Annotated in this window: 23 protein-coding genes; 3 read left to right on the top strand and 20 right to left on the bottom strand. The window is 51.8% G+C overall.

The genetic code is table 11. From position 1 onward, the window contains the following. Nucleotides 1-7 precede the first annotated feature (7 nt). The 17 genes from CWI69_RS08995 to gspC all read right to left on the bottom strand — a co-directional run bounded on the left by CWI69_RS08995 (nt 8) and on the right by gspC (nt 16,360). Nucleotides 8-2,149, bottom strand: coding sequence for a YjbH domain-containing protein (locus tag CWI69_RS08995; protein ID WP_126763853.1), 2,142 nt, complete (start codon nt 2,147-2,149; stop codon nt 8-10). Further along, a complete protein-coding gene (locus CWI69_RS08990; protein WP_126763852.1) occupies nt 2,146-3,036 on the bottom strand; it encodes a hypothetical protein in 891 nt (296 codons plus the stop codon). Before CWI69_RS08990 ends, CWI69_RS08995 begins: the two co-directional genes overlap by 4 nt. Then, complete coding sequence (locus tag CWI69_RS08985; protein ID WP_126763851.1) at nt 3,036-3,725, bottom strand: YjbF family lipoprotein; 690 nt, start codon at nt 3,723-3,725, stop codon at nt 3,036-3,038. Before CWI69_RS08985 ends, CWI69_RS08990 begins: the two co-directional genes overlap by 1 nt. A 101-nt stretch (nt 3,726-3,826) precedes the next feature. Next, nucleotides 3,827-4,189 (bottom strand): hypothetical protein, encoded by a 363-nt coding sequence (locus CWI69_RS12275; protein WP_198678926.1) that lies wholly within the window; start codon nt 4,187-4,189, stop codon nt 3,827-3,829. A 103-nt stretch (nt 4,190-4,292) separates the two neighbouring features. Next, entirely contained in the window at nt 4,293-5,120 is an 828-nt protein-coding gene (locus tag CWI69_RS08975) for a mechanosensitive ion channel domain-containing protein (RefSeq protein ID WP_126763849.1), read from the bottom strand. A 40-nt stretch (nt 5,121-5,160) separates the two neighbouring features. Further along, on the bottom strand, nt 5,161-5,934 hold the full coding sequence (locus CWI69_RS08970) for a type II secretion system protein N (RefSeq protein WP_126763848.1): 774 nt from the start codon (nt 5,932-5,934) through the stop codon (nt 5,161-5,163). Then, a complete protein-coding gene (gene gspM, locus CWI69_RS08965; protein ID WP_126763847.1) occupies nt 5,931-6,443 on the bottom strand; it encodes a type II secretion system protein GspM in 513 nt (170 codons plus the stop codon). The genes CWI69_RS08970 and gspM overlap by 4 nt, the downstream gene beginning before the upstream one ends. A 3-nt stretch (nt 6,444-6,446) precedes the next feature. After that, complete coding sequence (gene gspL, locus CWI69_RS08960; RefSeq protein ID WP_126763846.1) at nt 6,447-7,586, bottom strand: type II secretion system protein GspL; 1,140 nt, start codon at nt 7,584-7,586, stop codon at nt 6,447-6,449. Next, complete coding sequence (gene gspK, locus CWI69_RS08955) at nt 7,586-8,674, bottom strand: type II secretion system minor pseudopilin GspK (protein ID WP_126763845.1); 1,089 nt, start codon at nt 8,672-8,674, stop codon at nt 7,586-7,588. Before gspK ends, gspL begins: the two co-directional genes overlap by 1 nt. Continuing rightward, nucleotides 8,658-9,254, bottom strand: coding sequence for a type II secretion system protein GspJ (locus CWI69_RS08950; RefSeq protein WP_126763908.1), 597 nt, complete (start codon nt 9,252-9,254; stop codon nt 8,658-8,660). Before CWI69_RS08950 ends, gspK begins: the two co-directional genes overlap by 17 nt. Further along, nucleotides 9,251-9,616 carry a type II secretion system minor pseudopilin GspI gene (gspI, locus tag CWI69_RS08945; protein ID WP_126763844.1) on the bottom strand — a complete coding sequence of 122 codons (366 nt, stop codon included), beginning with the start codon at nt 9,614-9,616 and terminating at the stop codon, nt 9,251-9,253. Before gspI ends, CWI69_RS08950 begins: the two co-directional genes overlap by 4 nt. Next, nucleotides 9,613-10,188 carry a pilus assembly FimT family protein gene (locus tag CWI69_RS08940; RefSeq protein ID WP_126763843.1) on the bottom strand — a complete coding sequence of 192 codons (576 nt, stop codon included), beginning with the start codon at nt 10,186-10,188 and terminating at the stop codon, nt 9,613-9,615. Before CWI69_RS08940 ends, gspI begins: the two co-directional genes overlap by 4 nt. Then, nucleotides 10,154-10,576 carry a type II secretion system major pseudopilin GspG gene (gene gspG, locus CWI69_RS08935; protein ID WP_126763842.1) on the bottom strand — a complete coding sequence of 141 codons (423 nt, stop codon included), beginning with the start codon at nt 10,574-10,576 and terminating at the stop codon, nt 10,154-10,156. The genes CWI69_RS08940 and gspG overlap by 35 nt, the downstream gene beginning before the upstream one ends. 12 nt (nt 10,577-10,588) lie before the next feature. Continuing rightward, nucleotides 10,589-11,833 carry a type II secretion system inner membrane protein GspF gene (gene gspF, locus CWI69_RS08930; RefSeq protein WP_126763841.1) on the bottom strand — a complete coding sequence of 415 codons (1,245 nt, stop codon included), beginning with the start codon at nt 11,831-11,833 and terminating at the stop codon, nt 10,589-10,591. A 2-nt stretch (nt 11,834-11,835) separates the two neighbouring features. Then, on the bottom strand, nt 11,836-13,311 hold the full coding sequence (gspE, locus tag CWI69_RS08925; RefSeq protein WP_126763840.1) for a type II secretion system ATPase GspE: 1,476 nt from the start codon (nt 13,309-13,311) through the stop codon (nt 11,836-11,838). After that, the gene (gspD, locus tag CWI69_RS08920) at nt 13,304-15,412 is read right to left on the bottom strand and encodes a type II secretion system secretin GspD (RefSeq protein WP_241971074.1); all 2,109 of its coding nucleotides are present in this window, start codon (nt 15,410-15,412) and stop codon (nt 13,304-13,306) included. The genes gspE and gspD overlap by 8 nt, the downstream gene beginning before the upstream one ends. A 27-nt stretch (nt 15,413-15,439) precedes the next feature. After that, nucleotides 15,440-16,360, bottom strand: a complete 921-nt coding sequence (gene gspC / locus CWI69_RS08915; RefSeq protein ID WP_126763839.1) for a type II secretion system protein GspC — start codon at nt 16,358-16,360, stop codon at nt 15,440-15,442. A gap of 132 nt (nt 16,361-16,492) precedes the next feature. On the opposite strand from gspC, the gene hslO reads away from it, so the two are divergent. The 3 genes from hslO to hslR all read left to right on the top strand — a co-directional run bounded on the left by hslO (nt 16,493) and on the right by hslR (nt 18,648). Continuing rightward, nucleotides 16,493-17,320: an Hsp33 family molecular chaperone HslO gene (gene hslO / locus CWI69_RS08910; RefSeq protein ID WP_126763838.1), complete on the top strand. Its 828-nt coding sequence runs from the start codon at nt 16,493-16,495 to the stop codon at nt 17,318-17,320. A gap of 386 nt (nt 17,321-17,706) precedes the next feature. After that, nucleotides 17,707-18,261: an REP-associated tyrosine transposase gene (locus CWI69_RS08905; protein WP_126763837.1), complete on the top strand. Its 555-nt coding sequence runs from the start codon at nt 17,707-17,709 to the stop codon at nt 18,259-18,261. Nucleotides 18,262-18,273: 12 nt separating this feature from the next. Continuing rightward, nucleotides 18,274-18,648, top strand: a complete 375-nt coding sequence (gene hslR, locus CWI69_RS08900) for a ribosome-associated heat shock protein Hsp15 (protein WP_126763836.1) — start codon at nt 18,274-18,276, stop codon at nt 18,646-18,648. 140 nt (nt 18,649-18,788) lie between these two features. Here hslR and der read toward each other — a convergent pair whose 3' ends face one another. From der to CWI69_RS08885, 3 genes are read right to left on the bottom strand one after another with little or no spacing between them, the layout of a single operon-like run. Beyond that, the gene (der, locus tag CWI69_RS08895) at nt 18,789-20,267 is read right to left on the bottom strand and encodes a ribosome biogenesis GTPase Der (RefSeq protein WP_126763835.1); all 1,479 of its coding nucleotides are present in this window, start codon (nt 20,265-20,267) and stop codon (nt 18,789-18,791) included. A gap of 2 nt (nt 20,268-20,269) precedes the next feature. Beyond that, nucleotides 20,270-21,466, bottom strand: coding sequence for an outer membrane protein assembly factor BamB (gene bamB / locus CWI69_RS08890; protein WP_126763834.1), 1,197 nt, complete (start codon nt 21,464-21,466; stop codon nt 20,270-20,272). Continuing rightward, nucleotides 21,463-22,083 (bottom strand): YfgM family protein, encoded by a 621-nt coding sequence (locus CWI69_RS08885; protein ID WP_126763833.1) that lies wholly within the window; start codon nt 22,081-22,083, stop codon nt 21,463-21,465. The genes bamB and CWI69_RS08885 overlap by 4 nt, the downstream gene beginning before the upstream one ends. Nucleotides 22,084-22,089: the final 6 nt, after the last annotated feature.

Here is a 22,089-nt window from a genome sequence, read left to right as displayed (position 1 = left end):
TACTCCATTATTCTTTGTAAAACGGACTGCGTTCGTCGGTGGCGTAGAACAGCTGCATTTGGCGGTTCAACATTTGGCCGCCATCGCGGGTCAGCGGCGTCCAGCTTATCATGCCACGGTTTGGACTGTGGGCAGTCTGTAAAATATCGACGGGTATACTAATATAAAAACCTTTAGTAAAGCTACCTTCACCGTACTCTCGAGATGATACATTGGTTTTGGCAGCATAGGCACCTACTACGACACCACTACGGAATTTATGTTCCACATTCAATTGAACACCGTTGTCTTGCGCAAGGAATTTACCGGCTGCTACTTTAAATAGCGTATTGGGCATAAACTTCGGTGTGTAATAGCCGGTCACGTGGCCGGTGAAGGTGTCATAGTCTAAGAAGCCGGTGTGGCTTTCAAAGTCCCGTTGCTTGACCCAGTTTAAGTCAACGCCCACTGCCCAGTCGCTGTCGAGCTCGCGATAAAGGAGCTCAGTACCTACGCCACCAAACATGCGTTCCAGGTAACCACCGTAGTAGCTGGTGTAGACACTTGGGGCAAGCTGATTCACGTGCGTCAACTGCAGGTTGCCGAGCCAGATATCGCTGAATGTGACATATTCGCGCACATAGGTGCGCACCCGCGGTAGTCGCGAGTTGAACCTATCGACCAGGAATTTAAAGTCGTCAAAATTGGTCATTAGATTGCCACTAACTGTACCGTGGGCAAAAGTGCCGGGGGCCAGCCACATGGTGGCGTTCACATCGAGACCAAACTGATACATGTAAAAGTTTTCAGGGTTGCCGAAGCTTTGGTCAAGAAACGGCTTAACGCTCAGCCGCGGCCAGCTGATTTCGTTTTTGGCAATAAAAAACGGCTGATTATCGTAGTCTTCCAATGGCGTATCGCCACGGCTCAGCGCGTCGTCGAGTTCGGTACTTAAATCCTGGCGCTGTATGGCCGTTCGCGCAACATCCATATCGATGGTCGTAGTATGGGTTTGCACCAGATCGCGTCGCTGCACAACCTCGACTTGCTCGACCCATTCAGGCATGCGCTGGTCAACCACGCGGGCAATACGGCGAATGCCCTCTTCCTGGTCACGGTAACGTAACTGTGGGCCGTAAATCCGGATGGTATCAATGTCATCGGTGTCGTCACTACGCACTAGTTGCATACGCGTAGGTTCAATACCGCCGTAGTAGCGCAAGTCGTTGGCAAAAGCCAAAACGTTGGCCGACTTGGTGACGTCATTAAAGCGCGATAGTGAGTCTTTTTTGTTCGGTTGTGGCACTTCACCGCGATTCGATTTCACCTGACCTAACTGATTTAAGTCGAGGCTGGCGGTAAAACCAAACATCCAGGTTTCACCACGCTCGTAGCTAAGCTTGAGGGTAACGTTATCGTTAAGGGCATAATCGGCACCGAAGTTCCACGCCGACGTAGCGTTCAGGTTACCGAGGTAGCGCTCGTTGCGGTAATCGTTACCGTCGTATTCGGCTTTTAGTACTAAAGGATCGAATGGCGTCTGGTAGCTGAATCCACCGAATAACGAGGTTTCCCCGCGGAACCATTTGTCGACCTCAAAACGTCCGCCGTAGCCGCTATAGCCACTATAGCGATTACAAAATTGATCGGCAATCTCACAGAACGGGTTATCGATATTTTCACGATTACCCATGTACCCAAAGCCTAAGCCCAAAGTGACGTCGACGGGTCCAAGCTGCTTACTGGCGACAATGTACTCGCTGGCGAAAATACCGGTGCCGGCCAAATCACGCCACCCTACTGCAACTTGTGGCAGCCAGTAACTTTCTTTTAAAAGTCGTATCTTGGCGTCAAAACCTTTGTCTTTGCCGGTTTGGTCACCGCTGAAATTGGGATCTGCACTGTACCGGATCGGACGGATATCGTTATACCTGATGGTCGTCTCCAACCAGGGTAACAACTGTAAACTCACCGCCAGACGGCGATATTCTTCGTTATCGTAATAGAGTCCCGTCAAGGTACCATAGTCAGCAAAACGTGCCGTTGGCATTTGCATTAAGCCGACACCACCGAAATCAGATTGACTGGCGGTATCTGCTTTTACTAATGGGCTATAACTAAGTGCTGCGGCGACACTGACTGCCACTAGAGAACGGGAAACTACAGTCATGATTGAGGATTCCAATAGCGTGCGAGTTCGACCAGTTGCTGGCCTATAGTCTTCCACCTTTCAGGTAGATTCTTTTGCGGGACTCCAACGAGAATAACGCCACCGACAGGCGGCATGTGTTTTTCATCATTGTAATACGCCACTGCAGAACGTTTTGTATATCCGGTCAAATACACCAGCTCTACTTCGGTCAGGGTTTTATGTTTGCTAAACACGCCAAAGTTTTCCAGCACGTCGCGCACCGTATCGTCTTCATCGAAGGTGACTGTGTAAAACCCCTCGGCGGTCACCAGCGTGGTGTGCCATTGCTCGGGCGTTGTTGTCGGTGGCAGAAAGCTATAAACTCCGCTGGGCAGCGTCGGATTATTTTTAAGATGGGTGACAGCGTCGGAAAAACTGCTGAATAAACTCGGACGCTCATAACTCACGCCACTTTGTTGGTCGAGGCGGTCGACAATTTTGGTATGCCCCACCCATTCAGCCCCCACCAATGGCCATGTCGCCACGCTACGCGACCACTTTGCAGCGCGGTTCGCTAATGTTTTGTGATCTTGCTCACGTGCCCATTGCTCAAGTTCCTGCAACTGCTGTACCAGTGCATCGCGCTGGCCAAAAACCGCGCGTCGCTGCTTATCACTGAGCAAGCGGCTAACGGGCCAATAGTCTGCCGGTTCGAATTCCGCTGCCAGATACACCTGCATTAAATTAGGTAGGCGCGTAAAACTGTAAGTTTGATCGTTCACTGCAACGCGAACAACCCGTTCAAAGTTCGCGTCAGAAGAGGTTTCAGACGTAGTGTCTTGGGTCGGGCCAGATGCCTCCGCCACATTAGCGGTCAATAGCCCCAAACTTACTATCAGAATAAGGAACCCAAGCCAGCGTAACATTACAGATCTCCCATGTAAGGTTTAATTTCGCTTAAACTACCATAGCCTAAATTTTCAGAGAGATAATGTTTTGCAAAGACGACCCGACCTTTCACCGCCAGGAATCGATTGGTAAAGGATTCACCATTCGCTTCTCCGGTTTCGATAATCTCTGTCACCGTCAGTGGCGTACCGTCAGGATGTTGGTAGTTCTGCGTTCCAGATTTTTGAAATGTTGACTGCACCTTTACCTGATGTAACTGGTTACTGCCATAGTTGCCGAATTCAACGGTGCGTTGCCATACCCCAGGGCAATCCTGTTCAGGCTCAGCTTGCGCGGTCTGTGCGACATAGCAGCCCAGAGGGTCATTTTCCCAACCACTGGTATACAAAGGTAGGCCCTGCATACCACTACTTGCGATAATACGGCCATAGCGTGTGATAAAAGCTTCCTCACCAGCGGTGCGGAAAACGCGCTGAGCGTCGGTGGCGCGATCCAGTACTGCGACGACTTGTGGTTTTTCATCGGCTTTGAAATAGATTGCTGCGTAGGGTAAGTCAGCTATTTCCTGGGATGTCAGGGAAATATCAGGGCTACCGAAAATAGCCTCGTTAGCGGTATTGGCTATATTTTTCATGCGCACACTACAGCCAGCAAGCAGAGTCACTGTGGCAAGGGTTAGCACCATCAAAGAAAAGCGAAAACGCATGTAGGTTTACCCCATTAACTACCAACAAAAAAATCTCAAAAAAATACCGCAGTGCGCACCTGCGGTATTTCGATTTATCACTTCGACCCGCGATCCACTTTTTAGAAAGTGGTCGTAGTAGTCGTCGTTGTCACTACTGGTGATGTAGTAGTGGTGGTCGGAGTCGTGGTGGTTGTCACCGGCGGCTCTGGCTCTGGCTCAGGTTCTGGCTCAGGTTCTGGTTCTGGCTCAGGTTCTGGTTCCGGCTCAGGTTCTGGCTCCGGAGGTAAAACCGCTTCTGAATCGTCGTTATCCAGTGTCGCCACTAACGTCAGAAGAGCGATACCGCCAGCAGTTACTGTACCTTTGGTAAAGTAACCTAAGCCGTCATCATTACCTTCAGAAGTGCCAGCACCGGTCTGCGCCAAAGCGACAGGGCTTAAGATTAAGCTCACCGCTGCGGCTATTGCAGTACGTTTTAACATATAAATACACCTCTATGTGCTTGATTGGCCAATCATCAAGAACTCAGTCTCGTGATTACCTTTAAGACTAGCACTTAAAAATTCTGTTGTGAAGCAGAATGTTTTAATCCTGTGAAGTCTGTTTATGTAAATGTACATCCATTTGTGGATAAGGAATTCCAATGTCATTTTTATCCAGAGCGATTTTAATTTCGCGCATCAGAGTCCAATACACCGGCCAGTAATCACCAACATTCACCCATGGGCGAACAATAAAGTCCACCGACGAGTTATTAAGTGCGTGCACCTGGATATTCCACTCCGGATCTTTTAATAAGCGGTCTTCAGCTTTTAACACAGATTCCAGTACTTCTTTCGTTTTATGCAAATCCGCATCGTACGAAACGCCAATCAACAAATCCACGCGGCGGGTATCTTCGCGGCTGTAATTGGTGATCGGCTGGCTCGTAATCTGCGCATTGGGTACAAATACAACCTTATTATCGGGTGTTTTCAAGATCGTTTGGAAAATATTTACTTCTTCCACCGTACCAGATACACCACCCGCCTCGACATATTCGCCAGCACGGAAGGGACGGAACGTAATAATCAACACGCCCGAAGCCATATTTGACAATGAACCCTGCAACGACAAACCAATCGCTAAACCCGCTGCACCTAAAATGGCGATAAAGGATGTGGTTTGTACACCGACTTGCGATAAGGCCATGAGAATAGCGGCAATGAAGATGACACTTTTAACAATTGCGCTGAGAAAACTGATGACCGCACCATCAACTCCTTTTCGATTCATCCCGCGGGCAATAAGTTTGGCCACACTATTAGCAATCATCTTACCGATGACGAGGATGAGTATTGCGACAACAAACTTAATCGTGTAGCTCACAATAAGTTCCTGGTTGTCGGTTACCCACGTCAGAAATCGATCCATTACTCCACTCCTTTCTATAAAGTCTTCTGAAATTTACTTATTACAATCTAAAACTAAACGGATACGCTCCGCTTGCGTCCGGTGCGCCGAGAAATACCAATACGTCTGTTACGGTCCGCGGCGTTTGCACTGTGGGCTGTAACTTACCGCTGATAAACACTTGCGGAGCCATCTGACTGCCCGCCAGGCGCGTTTCGAAACTCAAGCCAACGCTATTATTCCCTTCCATCTTAGCAACAATTTCATTGTTTGCGGAACAGCTGAGTGCTGTTGCGAAAGGGCCTAAGTCGGTCCACTGCCGATTCAGACGAATCGCCGTGCCCCGCGTGGTTAACTTACCTATAAGTTGGCTACACCATTCACCACTGCTTAGATCACTCAGTTGGAAATTTTCCAGTTGCAAGCTCCATTGCCCATCGAGAGTTACTGGCACTGGCAACTGATAGGCAACCACTGCTTGCTGCAAGTTACCGCCGAATTCTCCGGCCAGCTTAACCTCGCCACCAAGACCTAATTCAACCTGCCCTTCTCCGGCCACAACGTTCGTTTCTGGCACTTGCACATCCACAGCTGCAGTACCACTTAGTAACCGCCAGGGCGCGAGTTGCCAGCGGACGTCGTTAAAGATGATCTGCTGTTGTGGCGTCACGCGATAGCTGAGGGTCGCCTGCCCCTGCCAGAGGGTGCCCTGCACCGCAGTTAATTCAACATCTGCGTTGGCGGGTATAAACCACAACACCATGCGCGCCGGCGCAAATACTACCAGGCCCACCAGGTAGATAGGGATCAGCCAGAGTAGCCAGCGCCAACTCATGTCAGACCGACCTTAAGCCGGCGCACGTGAACGTGTCCCGGTTTATTGCCCCGGGTAATATCCAGTTGCTCAATGGCCAGGCCCGACTCGGCTTGCAGCGCATCAAGAAAGGCTAGTACATTGACAAAAGGCACATCGTTGAGCACCACCACCAGGCTCTCGCCTTCGGGACTCATACGCCCCACAGCAAGCTGCTGGGCGCTGGCAAACTCAGTGACCAACCGTGGGATATCGCCCAACTCGTTAGCCCGTCGCGGTGTTGAACCAGTTTGGGGCTGGCCCGACTGCTGCTTCAGCGCTAAATAGCGACCGGTATTTTCACGGACCCAGCTAAGGGTCTCCAATTGAGCGTCGCGCTGTAGTTGGCGCTGTTCAATCCCACTTTGCAGTGGTTGCCAGAGTGCGAAATACACCACACTTATTGCCAGTACGATGCCAGCTAAACTGACCAATAGCCGTTCGCGGCCATTGAGTTGTTGCCAACGTAATTGCAATTGATCATGCAACATCGCTTAACTCTCCTTTCGCACTTCGAAATTGCCGGTGACTACACCATCGCGGTTGGTCACCTGGCCTTGTTTAACGGTTAAACCTGCCTGTCCGGCGGCTTCCTGAAAGCGTTGCAAACTATCAAAATTGTCGGCATTCACTTGCAAGGTCAGCGCGTCGTTACTGTAGCGCAACAGCTCGACCTGCAACTGCGGGGTGGCACGAAAAGCCGGGTCCAGTTGCGCTAGCAGGGTCAGCCCCTGCCCGCCATCCGTGCTGGTCGCACTTGTGTCACTGCCAACTTCAACAAGGTGCTGGCGTAACTGACTGCGGACATTCACAATCCGCGACTCATTCGGAAACACGGTCAGATAGGTTTCATTAATCGCCTGGTCTAAGGCCTGGTTCTCCTGGCCAAGCTGCACGTAAGTCACCAGTTGCTGGGCAAACAGAGCTACGACAGCAATACCCGCCGCGATGGCAGCTGGACGCCAGGGCAACTGAACATTTTGCTTGCTGCGCTTGCGCATTACCCGGAATTCGCCCTGCCGCAAATTAATAGTGGTTGCGGCGTGATTGAGTGTTGCGACTTGCAGCGGTATTTCAAACTGATCCGTAATATCTTCTGCTGTTATGGTAAATACCGGTGGATGGTCCACGCTGTAGGCTTTCCATTGGCTTTCGCGCACTAAGGTGCTGTGCCCCAGTTGCAGCTGGCAGCCCTGCTCCATCACCGGCAGCATAAAGTAATCCGGATAGACCGCATCGCATTCCAGACCGGCTTTTTCCAGCGCGGTCAGCCAGTTTTGCAGGCTTTCCCGGTTGACCACTGCGACCGGAATCGGCTGTTCGATACCAGCCGGCTTGGCGTTTGCTGGCCAGGCAAAATGCAGGGCTTCGATATCACTCGCCAGCTCATCTTCCAGCGCATTGGGGATCAACTGCGGTAGCAAGCGTTGCGAGCCTGAGGGCAGACGAACTTCGGTCAACACCACATCCTGACCCGGAACAAACACGGTAATCTCGCAGCGCTGCGCCTGATCCTGAAGTTGTGTCAGTGCGCCGGCGTCAGCCAATTCACCGCTGGCAATCACCTCACGCTGGCCCGGATGCCAAATCAGCCACTGCACTGGCTGCGCCAAATGAATATAAAGCTGTTCCATTAAGGTTCTCCTAACCCACGCATCAGCACCACGGTTTCGTCAGTGCTGATGTAGAGTTTGCTTTGCCCGCGTAAGACCATATCACCTACGCTAACATGGGTATCCAGTTCAAAATAATTACTCTTTACGACCAGGTCGTCAAACATTCCGCCGATGGTTTCGGCAGTAACGCCACTCGGTTGCGGCACACCACCAAAATTGGGACGAATCACTTGCTGGCTGGCCTGCTGCAAAATTGAGTTGTTCTGCAAGTCTTCACTGCGCTCGTAGCCATCATCCGGCCGCTCACTTAACGCGGCATTGCCGGCATCGGTAGTTAGCCCACCCAGGCTGACTGCGTGCAACAACTCACCATGCTCAGGGGCAACGGTATTGAAGTTAAGCCGCAGCTTATTGCTGTTCGGCACTACACAAACAAAGGGTTTCAGCTCCTGATAGATCGGTTGGGTGACCCCGCGAATCAAGCGCAACTCGCTTTCATGCACAAAATAGTCATTGGCCGCCTGATAAGGCACCGCCAGACTCTCGTAATCGGCGCGCTCAGCACCATAGCTGCTAGCCAGCTGATCGTCCTTATCGAGCCAGTCGGCAAGACTCTCGACGATAGTGTCTGCTGTATAAGCGTCCAAATCCTCGATAACGGCATGTAGCAGCATGCGAAACTGCACTTTACGCCGTGCAAGAACTTCATTGCTGAGCCCATCGCCTTTCAGTGCGTTCAGATTAAAGCAACTGTACAAATCTTTTATGCCAACCCGCACCAGGCCGCCGCCTTCAATCGGATACACCCGTTCTTCTTCGGTTTGCTCGTGCCACACCTGGTCAAGATGCACCACGCCATCGCTTTCGTCTAACTGCACCTGCAACAGATTCCGCGCAATTTCTTCGGCGCTCAGCATGTACCAGTACGCCTGCTCGGTCTGCTGATAATTCATGGTACGGACAACGTTCATCTGCAGCTTTTCGCTCAGCTGCACCGCTAATACGGTCACCAGAGCGACAACCAGTAACACCATGATCAGTGCCACGCCCTGCTGCCGTTGCGGCGGGCTTGTATGAAGCTGCTTCAGCTTAACTTTCCGGTTCACTGAAATCGCCTCCGTTAAGCACGAACACACGCACGATAGTGCCCCATCGTTCGGTTTCCAGTGTCACTTCTACCCCATCCGGGATCGCCATAGAGTCGCTTTCCTGGTCTTCTGCCGTCATCGGCGCCGACATACTGTCGCGTTCCTGTCCTTTAATTATCGGCTCGACCTCAAAACTGGTCACGCCCCGCAGGACGATGCGCTCGGTGGGTTCCTGACTGCTGCTCATATCGACATAGGTGTAATGCTGACGAACTAAGTTTTTATCCCTGTCGATTTGGTACCGTACGGGCTGTAGTTCGCTGCGTGGCAGTAAATTGCCCGGGTTGAACCAGCCTGCCCGCACGTAATAATCGCCCTCTGGCGTTCGGCGTGACACAGCTTGTCGCAGGTCTTGCTCCAACAGAAACATTGCGCGCTGCAGCTCAGATAAATTCTCGCGTGCGTCGGCACTTTGCTCGTTGGTGCGCATCATGGTGTTGATGACCGCGGCACTCGCCAGGCCAATAATGGCAAACACCACCATCGCCACCAGCACTTCGACGAGTGTGAAGCCGCGTTGAGACCGGCGCGTGCTCATTCCGACACCTCGAGGTAGCGGCCCAGGCGGTAATTGGAATCGGTGCTGTCGGCACTTGGTCTGACGGTCACTTCAACGTACAGCACAGCTTCGGTGACGGTTTCGGTAAAGGTCGCGCGCCAGTGCCATTGCTGGTCACCGACAATTTCCACACCTTCGGTCAGTTTCTGTGGCTCTTCCTGCAATGACAAGCGCGCCAGTGCGTTGCTTGCAGCGTAGCGCGCCAGGGTACGCTCCTGCATGTAAGACAGGTCGTTCAAATGGTTGGTGGCAGCTGCCACACCGGCAAGCGCGGCCATCGCGAAAATCGCCAGCGCCGCCATAACCTCAATCAGCGTGAAGCCGTGCTGCGTACGCATCATTCATTCACCGCCTGAGCTGTTACTTCATAGCCGTCTTCACTAACTAAGCGCCAGCTGCGACTGGCAAACACATCAATGGAACTCAGTGTCAGGGTAAAGACGGAAATATCGCCACTGCCTAAGATCCATACTTGCGGCATGGGCTGATCTTCTGGTTCCGCATTGTCATCCTCTTGCGGCGCAAAAAATGCTTCCACAGCGTCTTCATCCTGACCCAGCAGTTCTTCCGTCTCGCTCTCAACTTCCCAAACCAAACCGTCGGGCCAGTTCTGCGCGCGCAGACCGCGCTGCTCAATCGGCTGCCACTGCTGTTCGCGCCATTGCAAAAACTCATAACCGTCGGGGGTCAGGTGTAAACCTAATATTGCGTGGCGTACCAGCGCATATTCCTGGGCGTAGCGAATACGCTGTACCAGCTCTTCTGCCGTCTCATTAATCTGATCATCTTGCTCGTCTGGAATGACAAAGGTGACCGACATCGCCAACACCGCAATGATGGCAATGGTCACCATGATCTCGACAAGGGTGAACCCCGCCTTAGTTTTGTTCAAGGTTCCAGTTGCCAATGTCATCGTCGGTGCCTGGTTGGCGATCTTCGCCAGCCGAGAAAATATCAATGTCGCTGTACTCGCCAGGGCTCAGCAACAAATAATCTGAACCGTAAGGATCCTGTGGTAAGCGCTGAATGTAGCCGCCACGACGATAGTTGCGTGGGGTCGGCTCGACCGTAGGTTCGTTCAGTAAAGCTTCCAGCCCCTGCTCAGTAGTTGGGAACATACCGTTATCAAGTTTGTACTGTGACAAGGCATTTTCCAGCGCAATAATATCGGACTTCACTTTCTGCCGGTTGGCCTGCTCCGCCGAACCTAACACGTTAGGTAGAATCATCGTCGCCAACAGGCCCAAAATGACAATAACCACCATCACTTCAATTAGTGAAAAACCTTTTGCTTTTGTCATACTTCCTCCAGATTACAGGCCGACCGCCTGATTTAATTGCAAGATAGGCTGAATAATCGCCATCACAATGACTAAGACCACCGCAGCCATCACAATGATCAGGGCCGGCTCGAATATTTTTAACGCCACATTCATGGTGTTTTCAAAATCACGATCCTGGTTGTCCGCCGCACGCCCTAGCATTTGCTCAAGTTGTCCGGATTTTTCGCCGGCAGCGATCATATACAGCATCATTGGCGGGAACAATTTCGTTTGCGCGAGCGCCGCGCGTAAGGATGAGCCTTCCCGAACCCGATCGGCCGCGCCATTGACAGCAATCTGCATAGCGCGATTGCCAAGCACCCGGCCAGTGATCTGCAAACCTTCCAGTAAGGGCACTGCCGAAGCAGTCAGAATACTCAGGGTGCGGGCAAAACGAGCGGTGTTCACCCCTTTTATGACACCACCGATGACCGGCAGTTTCAGTTGCCAGGCATGAAATTTGTCGCGTCTCTTTTCGTCGCGCAACATTTGCCCGCCAACGATCAACAGCACCAGCGCGGCAACCAGGATAAAGGGGCCGAAGAACTGCAGGAACTCACTGACTGCCAGCAAAGCACGGGTAATAAATGGCAGGTCCTGACCAATATTGCCAAACTGCTCGACAATTTGCGGCACCACCGAGACCAGCAGGAATATGATGACGCTAATAGCCACAAAGGTAAGCACCGCGGGATACACCAGGGCCTGAGTGAGCTGACCTTTGAGCTGATTGCGCTGCTCGGTGTAATCGGCCAACCGGTTAAGTACTTCGTCAAGGTGTCCGGAACGCTCACCAGCGGCGACCATTGCGGTAAAAAGTTTATCGAAAATATGCGGATAATCGGACATTGCCACCGCCAGGGAGTAACCTTCTACCACCCGTGACCGCACCGCCATGACTAGTTTTTGCAGACGTGGCTTCTCGGTTTGTTCGGCGACTGCCAGCAATGCCTGTTCAATAGGCATGGCCGCAGCCACCAGGGTCGCCAGCTGACGGGTGATCAGGGCGAGATCAGAGGAGCTGATTTTGCGGATCTTCTGCCGTGCCCACCAGCCACTAAAACCGCGTTCTGCTGCAGTTGCGGCGCTGGAAGTTTGCTCAGCGACTTCAACATTGACCGGCAGTAAGCCCTGATCACGTAACAGTTGCCGTACCTGCCGTTCAGTGTCCCCTTCAAGTACACCGGTTTTCTTACGCCCGTTGGCATCTAAGGCATGATAGGAAAACGCGCCCATGATTACTCCTCACGCGTTACACGCAACACTTCTTCGCGTGTGGTGATGCCTTGCATGACTTTATCGAGGCCATCCTGGCGAATGCTAGGGGTCGATTTACGTACGTATTTTTCGATGGCTTGTTCGCCATGGCCGTTATGTACCAGTTCGCGGATATGTTCATCAACGATCAGTAACTCGTGGATACCGGTCCGACCGCGATAGCCGGTATGACTACACTTGTCGCAACCCACGGCACGGCATTCCTGACTACCTTCGGCCAACGGCACTTTACACTCTTCACACAGCGTTCGCACCAGCCGTTGTGACAACACAGCAAGCAACGATGAGCTCAACAAGAAGGGCTCGACGCCCATATCTTCCAGCCGGGTGATGGCGCCAGCCGCGGTGTTAGTGTGCAAGGTCGACATCACCAGGTGACCGGTAAGTGACGCTTGTACTGCAATCTGCGCGGTTTCCACGTCGCGGATCTCACCGACCATAACCACATCAGGATCCTGACGCAAGATGGCCCGAAGACCACGGGCAAAGGTCATATCCACACGCGGATTGACCTGCATCTGACCAATACCTTCGATCGCGTATTCGATGGGGTCTTCAACGGTCAGAATATTGCGATCGCGGGAGTTAATTTCCGTTAATCCGGCATACAAGGTAGTCGACTTACCGGAGCCGGTGGGGCCCGTTACCAGAATAATGCCGTGGGGCTTTTTGATAAGCTGCGCAAAAATATTCCGGTTCGCTTCAGTCATCCCCAGCTGTTCCAGGTTCAGGCGCGCATTATTTTTATCCAATAACCGCAGCACCACCCGCTCACCATGATTTGATGGCATGGTTGAGACCCGCACGTCGACCGCACGTCCTGCAATCAACAAGCTGATACGACCGTCCTGCGGCACGCGCTTTTCGGCGATATCGAGTTGGGCCATAACTTTGATCCGTGACACCAGCAACGAGCTCAGTTTGCGGTTAGGACGAATCACCTCGCGCAACACGCCGTCGATACGAAACCGCACCAACAGGTCTTTTTCAAAGGTCTCGATATGGATATCTGAAGCGCCTTCTTTGATGGCTTCAGAGAGCATGGCATTGATTAGCTTGATAATCGGAGCGTCATCTTCACTCTCCAGCAGGTCTTCCGTTTGCGGTAACTCATCGGCCAATGAGAACAGGTTGCTTTCGTTGCCGATATCTTCCATCAGCTGCTTCGCCTCTGAGGAATCACGCTGATAGGCTTGCGTTAAAATAGCTTCAAACTCATCCGCCTCATGCTCAATGACGGTAAATGGCATGCCCAGTACACGCCGTACTTCAAGTAACACCGTTTGCTCGACATCTTTACGGCAATGCACGGTACAATGCGCATCCTGTTCGCCTTCGGCATGCACGTCGGCAACCACGACGCCGAAGCGTTTGGCAAAGCCAAACGGCAGGCGTCGTGGCACAATGCGTGCTGCAACTTCGGCAACATTAGTCATTGCCATTACCCTCGGCGTGTTTATCGAGATACTCCTGTAATTCTGGTGGAATCGCCAGCTCTGAATCTTCAAACTCAGACAGTGCGGGGGTATCAGTATTTGGCATCAACGCAATACCTTCATCCTGACGTTTCAGTTGCTGCGCCCGCATGTAGTTGTATTTGCGGCTGCTCAAGCCCTGCGCGGTCTCATTATCACGCACAATAGTCGGACGCAGGAAAATCATCAGGTTGCGCTTTTGACGAGTGGTCGAAGTACTACGGAACAAGGCACCGACAAAAGGTATGTCACCAAGCAATGGAATTTTCGATTCACTTTCCTGTACATCTTCATCAATCAAGCCACCAAGCACGATGGTTTCACCATCGTCTGCCATCACCGTAGTTTTCAACGAGCGTTTGTTGATGGTGATATCCACCGCAGTGGCGCCGCTCAAACTTGAGACTTCTTGCTCAATGACCAACTGAACCGCATTGCCTTCATTAATTTGTGGGGTTACGTTCAGCTTGATACCAATGTCTTCACGCTCCACGGTCTGGAACGGGTTTTGGTTATTATCGCCAGCCGTGGCACCGGTAATGGTAGGTACGGACTGACCGACCAGGAACGAAGCTTCTTCATTGTCGACGGTCATAATGCTGGGGGTTGCCAGAATATTCGAGTTGGTGGTAGTCGACACTGCCTGCAAAATTGCGCCCCAGTCGTTCTTCACCACGCCAATCATCATACCGTTAACGTTGCCAAGCAATTCGGCAAGTAAACTGACGTCGCCTGGCTCGTCTGGCTCAGTAGTGGTCACCAAATTTCCATCAACGATGGTTTGCGTGGTGCGGCCTTCGCGTTCACGTGCCTGATAAGCTGCAGCAGCCAGCGGACCAATAGGAACCTGTCGGCCATTTGAGTACTGCACCATGCCGCCGTCTTCGGAAATCCACTGTAGGCCCAGGTCAATGCCATCGCCTTCAAGGATCTCAACGATAATAGCTTCAACGTGTACTTGTGCGCGGCGGATATCCAGTTGCCGAATGACATTTTCTAAATTCGCCAGCAGGTCTGGCTGGGCTGTAATCACCAATGAGTTGCTGTCTTCATGGGCGGAAATACTGATTTGCCCTCCATTTGCGCCACCAGCACCCCCGCGGGTCATGCGCGCCTGTTGGGTGGGCGCTCCGGCACTTTGCATATCTGCCTGAATGCTCTCGCTAACACCCTGCAGTACATCAACCAGCTCTTTCGCCTTAGCGTATTTTAAGTAATAAACCCGCGTGTTGCCTTCACTTTTAAGGTCTTGATCAAGGCGATTAATAAGGTCGACGACCCGTTTACGCGCACGCGGCTCGCCGCTGATGATGACTGAGTTCGTGCGCTCATCCGCAACAATTTTAGGAATTAATAGTGGTGGCGTACCTTCGTTGGCTTTTTCATAAAGTGCTGAAGCAATGCGAACAAGCTCCGATGCCGATGCGTACTCAAGTTTTACCACATCGACGTCCTGGTTACCGGCCCGGTCCACCCGCTCGATAATTTCCGTCAGCCGTTGTACCGTTTCACTACGACCAGTGATCATAATGACATTGGATGGATCGTAACTGACCACGTTTCCGCCGCCACTGCTGTCGGCAAGTAAGCGCAACAGTGGCGCCAGCTCACGAACACTAACATTGTTGACCGGTACAACTCGGGTCACCAGGGTATCACCAGCAAGTGAGTTGTCATCAACCACAGGAATTGCACCGTTACGCGCATCTTTATCGCGCATCACTTTGACCACACCAGATTCCATAGTAACCGTCGCAAAACCGTAAACTTCCAGCACGTTCAGGAAGAATTGCCAGTACTGCTCCGGCGTCATTACATCGTAGCTGCGCACATCAATAGTGCCGCGCACATCTGGATCAATGATCATGGTCTTATCAAGATTACGACCAACCACCTGAATGAACTCGGTGATATCAGTGTTCTTGAAGCTTGCGGTATATTCAACAGCTTCTGAATTGGTTGCTTGGCCGGCCTGCTGGGCAAAGGCAGTTGGGCTTACACCCAATGCGCAAGCCAGACTCATGCTGGTGAGCCAAATCGATGCGGTGGTCAAAATACGCATAGTTGGTCCTATTTATCGTTGTTCTGGTTACTCGCTCGGAACAGCTAGTTCTAAATCGAGATATTCGTCTCCGCGCAATACAGTCACAATGATCTGCTGCGCGTTGCGCAATTCACCAATTGCCACCTGGGCACTGGCGATGTCCGTTAAATCCTGGCCGTTTATTGCCACGGCAATATCACCTGCTTGAAAGCCGGCGTTGGTAAAAACTTCAGGGTATTTGCCCGGGCTCAGGCGATATCCTGTTAGGGTTTGACCTGACATCTCGGGGCGAATACGAATGTAATCGAGCAACGCAGTCGTATCGCCCTGCCGTAATTCGCGATAAGCACTTTGCGCTTCAGAGACGGCTTTCAGTTCCTCATCGGACATCAGCGGCTCTTCATCAGTTCCGCGCTCTGGCAATTGACTGGGCAGGGTAAGATTTACTCCCTGACTCAGCTCGCCAATACCTTCGAGTTCAAGTGTCTCCAATGCCCCGTTATTATTAAGAATGACACGGTCGGCGTAGATCTGTTCAATAGAAACCTGAGTATCGGTGATCTTGTCGCCGATAACGTAAGTATCCTGGTTACGATTTCGCTCAATAACTGCCGCTGAACGTTCCGGCACTGTGCTGGCCGAAACACCTAATAAGCGGACGTTCAAAGTGGTTTTTGGTGCGTTGCGTACAGAGCCTGCGGTGGTCAGGGTTGCCCCGAACAGCTCGAGATCAGCAAGGCCTCGCAGCGAGCCGCTGGCCGCAGTATTTTGTTGCTGCAATTGTACTGCAACAGGTCCGCTTGCCGGTGCACTCGCCGGAGCGGCTAATTGCCAGGTGAGTTGTGCCAGCAGCCAAACTGCGTAGATCGCAAAAATAGCGGTCAGCACCCACAGCACCAAGCGTACGATACGCGGTTGAGTAGCGAGAAAAGTGAAGCGCTTTAATTGTGGGTTCTGAATCTGCATGTTTGGTTTCGTTATAATTTTGTGACAACACAGAGTTGAAAGTCATTCTAACCCCTTAACTGCGAACTGAACAGATCAAATTGGGCGAATATGGTATTATGCGTACAAAATATTACATAGTGATGAAGTGAAATGAATTACCCCACCGACCAACTCTATAGATACACCTTTTCCGAGCAAGATGTGCGCGGAGAACTTGTGCAATTAAGTACCAGTTATCAACGCATGTTGCAAGGCCACAACTACCCCGCTCCCGTGCAGCGCCTGCTCGGTGAACTGATGGCGACGACGGCATTATTAAGTGCGACCCTGAAGTTTGAGGGGCACATCAACCTACAAGTTCAGGGTGACGGGCCAATTAACTTTATTGCCGTGAATGGTTCTCATGAACAGGACCTTCGTGGACTTGCGCGGGTACGCGCCGAAATTGCCGACGACGAAAATGATTTTCGGACGTTATTTGGCAAAGCGGTGATGGTGATCACCATTACTCCCGAACAGGGCGAGCGCTATCAGGGCGTGGTTGATGCCAATGCGGATAGCCTGGCCACGGTAGTGGAAAATTACTTCGCGCAGTCAGAGCAGCTACACACGCGCATCTGGCTACATGCTGATGGTGAGTATGCAGCCGGTATGATGTTGCAGGTTTTACCGGCAGCCGGTAATGACCTGAGTGCGTTTCAGCATTTAGAAACCTTAACCGCGACCATGACTGCGAACGAGCTCTTTACCCTGCACGGCGAAGAAATTCTGCACCGCTTGTATCACGAGGAGCGGGTTGAGCTTTATGGTGCCCAGCGCGTTAATTTCCATTGCGGCTGTTCACGTGAGCGCACCCTTGCAGCGCTCGCCACGGTATCGCCGGAAGAAATCGCTGACATGCTGGCGGAGGATGGCGAAATCGTCATGACCTGCGACTACTGTCTCACCGACTACCGCTTCACCGAAGGCGACCTGTAACACGTCTACTTCCTACATAATCGCAATGGCCGAATCCATATCGGGTAGCCCGTAGTTCTACTACGGGTCCAACCCACCGCATCAGCAATGCCAGCCACTGCAGACATTACTGGAACGTTCGAATACATATCGGTAGCCCGTAGTTCTACTACGGGTCCAACCCGCCGCATCAGCAATGCCAGCCGCTGCAGACATTACTGGAGCGTTCGAATCCATATCGGTAGCCCGTAGTTCTACTACGGGTCCAACCCGCCGCATCAGCAATGCCAGCAGTTGCAGACACGATCGCAAAGTTCCAATCTGACCCGTACTAGAAGTACGGCCTACGTGATTGCCTACAAATTTTTAAGGTCGTAAATTTTGCCGCAGTCGCGCATGCTTTGCGTATGAGAAACGTACGACGTTATTACGAAGGCGGGTATTACTTCTTTACAGTAACCAGTTACCGCCGCCAGCCTTTCTTTGCTACCCAGACTTTTATGGCCGCATTGCGCAATGCCATACGCGCAACGATGAAAACTCATCCCTTTGAAATAGAGGCGTGGGTCGTTTTACCTGACCACATGCATTGTGTTTGGATCGTGCATGACGAGGATATCCCAATTCGTTGGCGCAAAATTAAATCTCTTACAACCAAGGCACTAAAGGAGTTTACGAACGCTTCAGCAACTCATAAGAATTCGACCGCCCGCCATCGCCGCGGGAATGGCGCCCTTTGGCATCATTCATACTGGGAACACACCATCCGAAACGACCGTGAATACGAATTATATATTCTCTATTGTTGCTATAATCCGGTTAAGCATGGTTATGTTGAAAATGCGCGGTTATGGCCTTATTCAACACTTAATACATTTTTGGCAAGCGGAAAATACCCGGCCGATTGGGCAGATATAAATCCAACCTGGCTTGATGACGTTTTCGGAAGCCACGAACAGTAGCAAAGGTTCAATATGGAAAATGTACGCCTGGACAAATGGTTATGGGCGGCACGCTTTTACAAGACGCGGTCGCTGGCACGGGAAAAGGTGCAAGCAGGTAAAGTGCAGGTCGATGGCCAACGTGCGAAACCGGCTAAGACTATTACCGTTGGGCAACTGATAAAGTTAGCCAAAGGTAGCGACATCATGGAAGTTGAAGTGCTGGAGTTAAGCGATCAGCGGCGCGGTGCGCCCGAGGCACAGAAGCTTTATGCGGAGACTTCCGATTCGGTTGAGCGTCGGGAAAAAGAAGCGGAATTGCGTAAGATGAACGCGTTATACAATCCGCACCCGGACCACAAGCCGGATAAAAAAGAGCGTCGCGAATTAATGAAGATGAAGCGCTAAGCGTTCAGAGAATGTGCTGTAGCCCGTACTTCTAGTACGGATCAGATTGGAACTTTGCGATTGTGTCTGCAACTGCCGGCATTGCTGATGCGGTAGGTTGGACCCGTAGTAGAACTACGGGCTACCACTACAACAGGGGGTTAGCGCTTTTTGATGAAGCGCATGAGGCGCTTGCGTTTGCGCTGCTGGGTCATGGTCAGTTTGTTTTTGCGCCCGGCAAAGGGATTTTCCGACTCGCGGAACTCGACTTTGATCGGGGTGCCCATAACGCCTAAAGATTTACGGAAATAGTTAATCAGGTAACGCTGATAGGAGCCTGGCAGATCCTCCACCTGGTTACCATGGATAATGATCCGCGGTGGATTGTAGCCTCCGGCGTGCGCATATTTCAGCTTCACGCGGCGTCCACGCACCAGCGGTGGTTGATGCTCGTCGACCGCCATTTCCAGAATTCTAGTCAGCTTTGAGGTACTGACCCTTTGGGTCGCGCTGGCATAGGCTTCAAGCACAGATTCGAACAAATTACCGACGCCACTGCCATGCAACGCAGAGATAAAGTGCAAACGGGCAAAATCAACGAAACCAAGCCGGCGATCCAGTTCACGTTTGATCTCTTCGCGGTCGTCATTTGTCAAACCATCCCACTTGTTGACCGCGATAACGATAGAACGTCCGGCATTCAGGGCAAATCCAATCAGGTTTAAATCCTGATCAGAAATGGTTTCCCGGGCATCGATCACGCAGATGACAACGTTGGCATCATCGATCGCTTGCAGGGTTTTGATAACTGAGAATTTTTCAACGGTTTCATCGATTTTCCCACGGCGACGCACACCAGCGGTATCAATCAGAATGTACTCACGGCCATCCCGCTCCATCGGAATGTAAATCGAATCACGAGTGGTGCCGGGCATATCAAAAACTACCACCCGTTCTTCGCCAAGGATGCGGTTAATCAAGGTAGATTTACCAACATTCGGGCGGCCGACGATAGCAAGCTTTAATGGCAACGCATCATAGTCGATTTCGTCGTGGGCGAGATCTGGCGGGGGTTCATCAACGCCATTCTGCTCATCGTCGGGATCCCCCGCAGTAGAACTGCGGGCGACGGCCATTTCGGGATAGTCTTGGATTAACGGCGCAAAACATTTATCGAGCAATTGCTCAACACCACGTCCGTGAACCGCAGCGATACCATAGATTTCGCCCAGCCCAAGTTCGTAGAAATCAGCCTGCGCAGCTTCCGCGTCAATGCCGTCGATTTTATTCGCCACGACGTAGGCTTTTTTACCGATACTACGTAAATGCTTAGCAATGGCCATATCGGCGCTGGTAATACCGTCACGGGCATCAACCATAAAGAGCACAACATCAGCTTCATCGATAGCACGTAACGATTGCGACGCCATTTCAGCGTCGATACCTTCTTCATCGCCATGCACACCCGCGGTGTCGATAACGATGAACTGATACCCATCGTAATTGGCGCGACCGTACTTACGATCACGTGTGAGACCAGGAAAGTCAGCTACCAGTGCGTCCCGAGTTCGGGTGAGCCGGTTAAACAGGGTGGATTTGCCCACATTCGGGCGGCCGACCAGGGCCACAACAGGTAACATACTTAGTTAGTCCTTACCGCGAGTAATGTGCCGTCGCGTGTTTGAATATAAAGCTGACCATCAGCAACGACCGGTGCTACATACACCGGGTCATCAACATCTAAACGACCAGCCATCTCGCCCGTCTGGGCGTCAAGAAAATGCAGGTAGCCGAAGTCATCGCCGACCACGACGTAGCCGTCAAAATAAACAGGAGCTGTCACTTCGCGACCTTCAAGGTCGTTGTTAACCCACTCTTCAATGCCACCGTCGACATTGATTGCGTAAACACGGTCATCAACGTCTGTCACAAACAAGGTGTTACCCTGCAATTCAATATTCTGAAAGGAAGAGTACTCGCGTTGCCAAACCACCCGGCCGGTGCGGATTTCTACTGCGGCCAACTGGCCGTTGTAAGCGACATTATAAATGGTGCCACCACGTACCAGAGGATTGCTGTCGACATCCACCATGCGCTGCAATTCGGTTGCGCCTTTCGGGACCGCAAGCCGTGCTTCCCAGGCTTGCTGACCATTACTGGTCACGACAACACTCAGCTTACCTGTGGCAGTACCGAAAATAGCACCACCGGCGGCAAGCGTTGGTGCGGCAGTACCACGCAGGCTCAGCGCCGGAACATCGGTTGGCAGATTCCAGAGTTGTTCACCGGTTTCCGCATCAAATGCGAATAGCTCACCGTTACCGGCTGCTACCACTACCACGCTGGCATCAACTGCGGGGTCGGCAAGGATTTCGGCATTTACAGTCTGCTGCCAGATTACGCTGCCATCGGTACCATCAAGCGCGATGATGTTGCCATTTTCAGTGCCAAGCACAACCATGTTGTTATACGCGCTTAAACCACCACTGATGCGCAATGACTCAGCGCCATCTAACCAGCCCTCGCCTTGCACGGCATATTCCGCTTGCAGGTCACGACGCCATACGCGCTTGCCTGATTCACGGTTGTGCGCTACGACCAAACCTTCACGATCTGCCGCAACCACGAGGTCGCCAACTACCACTGGATTGAGTCGTGAGAAATAGTCGCCAATACCGCCGCCCACTGAAGCATCCCAGGCTACGCTCGGAGCCACTGTGGCATTAAACGGTTGTAGTTCTTTGTAGGTGAGCTCGTCATCGCCAAAAATCGAGCAGCCGCTTAAGCTAAGCGCCACAACTGCGAGGAGACCACTCTGCAAATACTTAATTGATTTCATGATGCCGCCGGAATGCTGTTGAGTTTCGTTTCAACAAGTACTGTTGAACCGTCGTCTTCTGCCGCTGCAATGGCTTCCTGATAAGCCTGGCGGGCGCCAGCAGTATTGCCCTGCGCTAATAGCACGTCACCACGCAGCTCTGCTGCTTTACTGGCAAAGCCTTCCGCGTTGCTCACTTCTGTTAATGCCGCAAGTGCCGCATCATATTGTTCCTGCGCTAAAAGTAAGCGTGCCTGGCGTAAATCAGCAACGAATTTAAGTGCGCCAGTTTCGTTATCGCGAGCCGTTTGCAAAGCAGTAATAGCGGTTTCCAAATCGCCCTGATCGATAGCCTCCTGGGCCAACTCAAAAGCTGCTAAGGTCGCGTAAGCACTGCCTTTTTCGTTTTCGACAAACCGCTTCGCCGCAGCCATTGCTTCACTGTTGCCCGCTTCAAGTTGAGCCACCAGTTGCTGGTACCGTTCAGATTGCGCTTCTTGTGCGGCAAGGGTGTGCGCATCGTAATAGCGCCAACCATAGAACAAGCCAAAACCTATAACCAAGCCGGCTACAATACCTTTGCCATGCTCTTTCCAGAAGGTTTTTAATTGCTCAATTTGTTGTTCTTCTGTTTCCATTTTGAC

The sequence above is a fragment of the Pseudidiomarina halophila genome (genome assembly GCF_003987215.1).
Classification (GTDB): Bacteria; Pseudomonadota; Gammaproteobacteria; order Enterobacterales; family Alteromonadaceae; genus Pseudidiomarina; species Pseudidiomarina halophila.
Note: the sequence above shows the minus strand (reverse complement) of the source record. Positions and strands in the feature narration are given on the sequence as shown.

What these genes read in the sequence shown, in the direction of transcription:
- gspM (WP_126763847.1), bottom strand. Translation starts at nt 6,443, where the DNA reads ATGTTGCATGATCAATTGCAATTACGTTGGCAACAACTCAATGGCCGC.
- CWI69_RS08885 (WP_126763833.1), bottom strand. Translation starts at nt 22,083, where the DNA reads ATGGAAACAGAAGAACAACAAATTGAGCAATTAAAAACCTTCTGGAAA.
- der (WP_126763835.1), bottom strand. Translation starts at nt 20,267, where the DNA reads ATGTTACCTGTTGTGGCCCTGGTCGGCCGCCCGAATGTGGGCAAATCC.
- CWI69_RS08995 (WP_126763853.1), bottom strand. Translation starts at nt 2,149, where the DNA reads ATGACTGTAGTTTCCCGTTCTCTAGTGGCAGTCAGTGTCGCCGCAGCA.
- CWI69_RS08905 (WP_126763837.1), top strand. Translation starts at nt 17,707, where the DNA reads ATGAGAAACGTACGACGTTATTACGAAGGCGGGTATTACTTCTTTACA.
- gspE (WP_126763840.1), bottom strand. Translation starts at nt 13,311, where the DNA reads ATGACTAATGTTGCCGAAGTTGCAGCACGCATTGTGCCACGACGCCTG.
- hslO (WP_126763838.1), top strand. Translation starts at nt 16,493, where the DNA reads ATGAATTACCCCACCGACCAACTCTATAGATACACCTTTTCCGAGCAA.
- CWI69_RS08985 (WP_126763851.1), bottom strand. Translation starts at nt 3,725, where the DNA reads ATGCGTTTTCGCTTTTCTTTGATGGTGCTAACCCTTGCCACAGTGACT.
- CWI69_RS08975 (WP_126763849.1), bottom strand. Translation starts at nt 5,120, where the DNA reads ATGGATCGATTTCTGACGTGGGTAACCGACAACCAGGAACTTATTGTG.
- CWI69_RS08970 (WP_126763848.1), bottom strand. Translation starts at nt 5,934, where the DNA reads ATGAGTTGGCGCTGGCTACTCTGGCTGATCCCTATCTACCTGGTGGGC.
- CWI69_RS12275 (WP_198678926.1), bottom strand. Translation starts at nt 4,189, where the DNA reads ATGTTAAAACGTACTGCAATAGCCGCAGCGGTGAGCTTAATCTTAAGC.
- gspF (WP_126763841.1), bottom strand. Translation starts at nt 11,833, where the DNA reads ATGGGCGCGTTTTCCTATCATGCCTTAGATGCCAACGGGCGTAAGAAA.
- gspD (WP_241971074.1), bottom strand. Translation starts at nt 15,412, where the DNA reads ATGCGTATTTTGACCACCGCATCGATTTGGCTCACCAGCATGAGTCTG.
- gspL (WP_126763846.1), bottom strand. Translation starts at nt 7,586, where the DNA reads ATGGAACAGCTTTATATTCATTTGGCGCAGCCAGTGCAGTGGCTGATT.
- CWI69_RS08950 (WP_126763908.1), bottom strand. Translation starts at nt 9,254, where the DNA reads ATGAGCACGCGCCGGTCTCAACGCGGCTTCACACTCGTCGAAGTGCTG.
- bamB (WP_126763834.1), bottom strand. Translation starts at nt 21,466, where the DNA reads ATGAAATCAATTAAGTATTTGCAGAGTGGTCTCCTCGCAGTTGTGGCG.
- hslR (WP_126763836.1), top strand. Translation starts at nt 18,274, where the DNA reads ATGGAAAATGTACGCCTGGACAAATGGTTATGGGCGGCACGCTTTTAC.
- gspG (WP_126763842.1), bottom strand. Translation starts at nt 10,576, where the DNA reads ATGACAAAAGCAAAAGGTTTTTCACTAATTGAAGTGATGGTGGTTATT.
- gspC (WP_126763839.1), bottom strand. Translation starts at nt 16,360, where the DNA reads ATGCAGATTCAGAACCCACAATTAAAGCGCTTCACTTTTCTCGCTACT.
- gspI (WP_126763844.1), bottom strand. Translation starts at nt 9,616, where the DNA reads ATGATGCGTACGCAGCACGGCTTCACGCTGATTGAGGTTATGGCGGCG.
- CWI69_RS08940 (WP_126763843.1), bottom strand. Translation starts at nt 10,188, where the DNA reads ATGACATTGGCAACTGGAACCTTGAACAAAACTAAGGCGGGGTTCACC.
- CWI69_RS08990 (WP_126763852.1), bottom strand. Translation starts at nt 3,036, where the DNA reads ATGTTACGCTGGCTTGGGTTCCTTATTCTGATAGTAAGTTTGGGGCTA.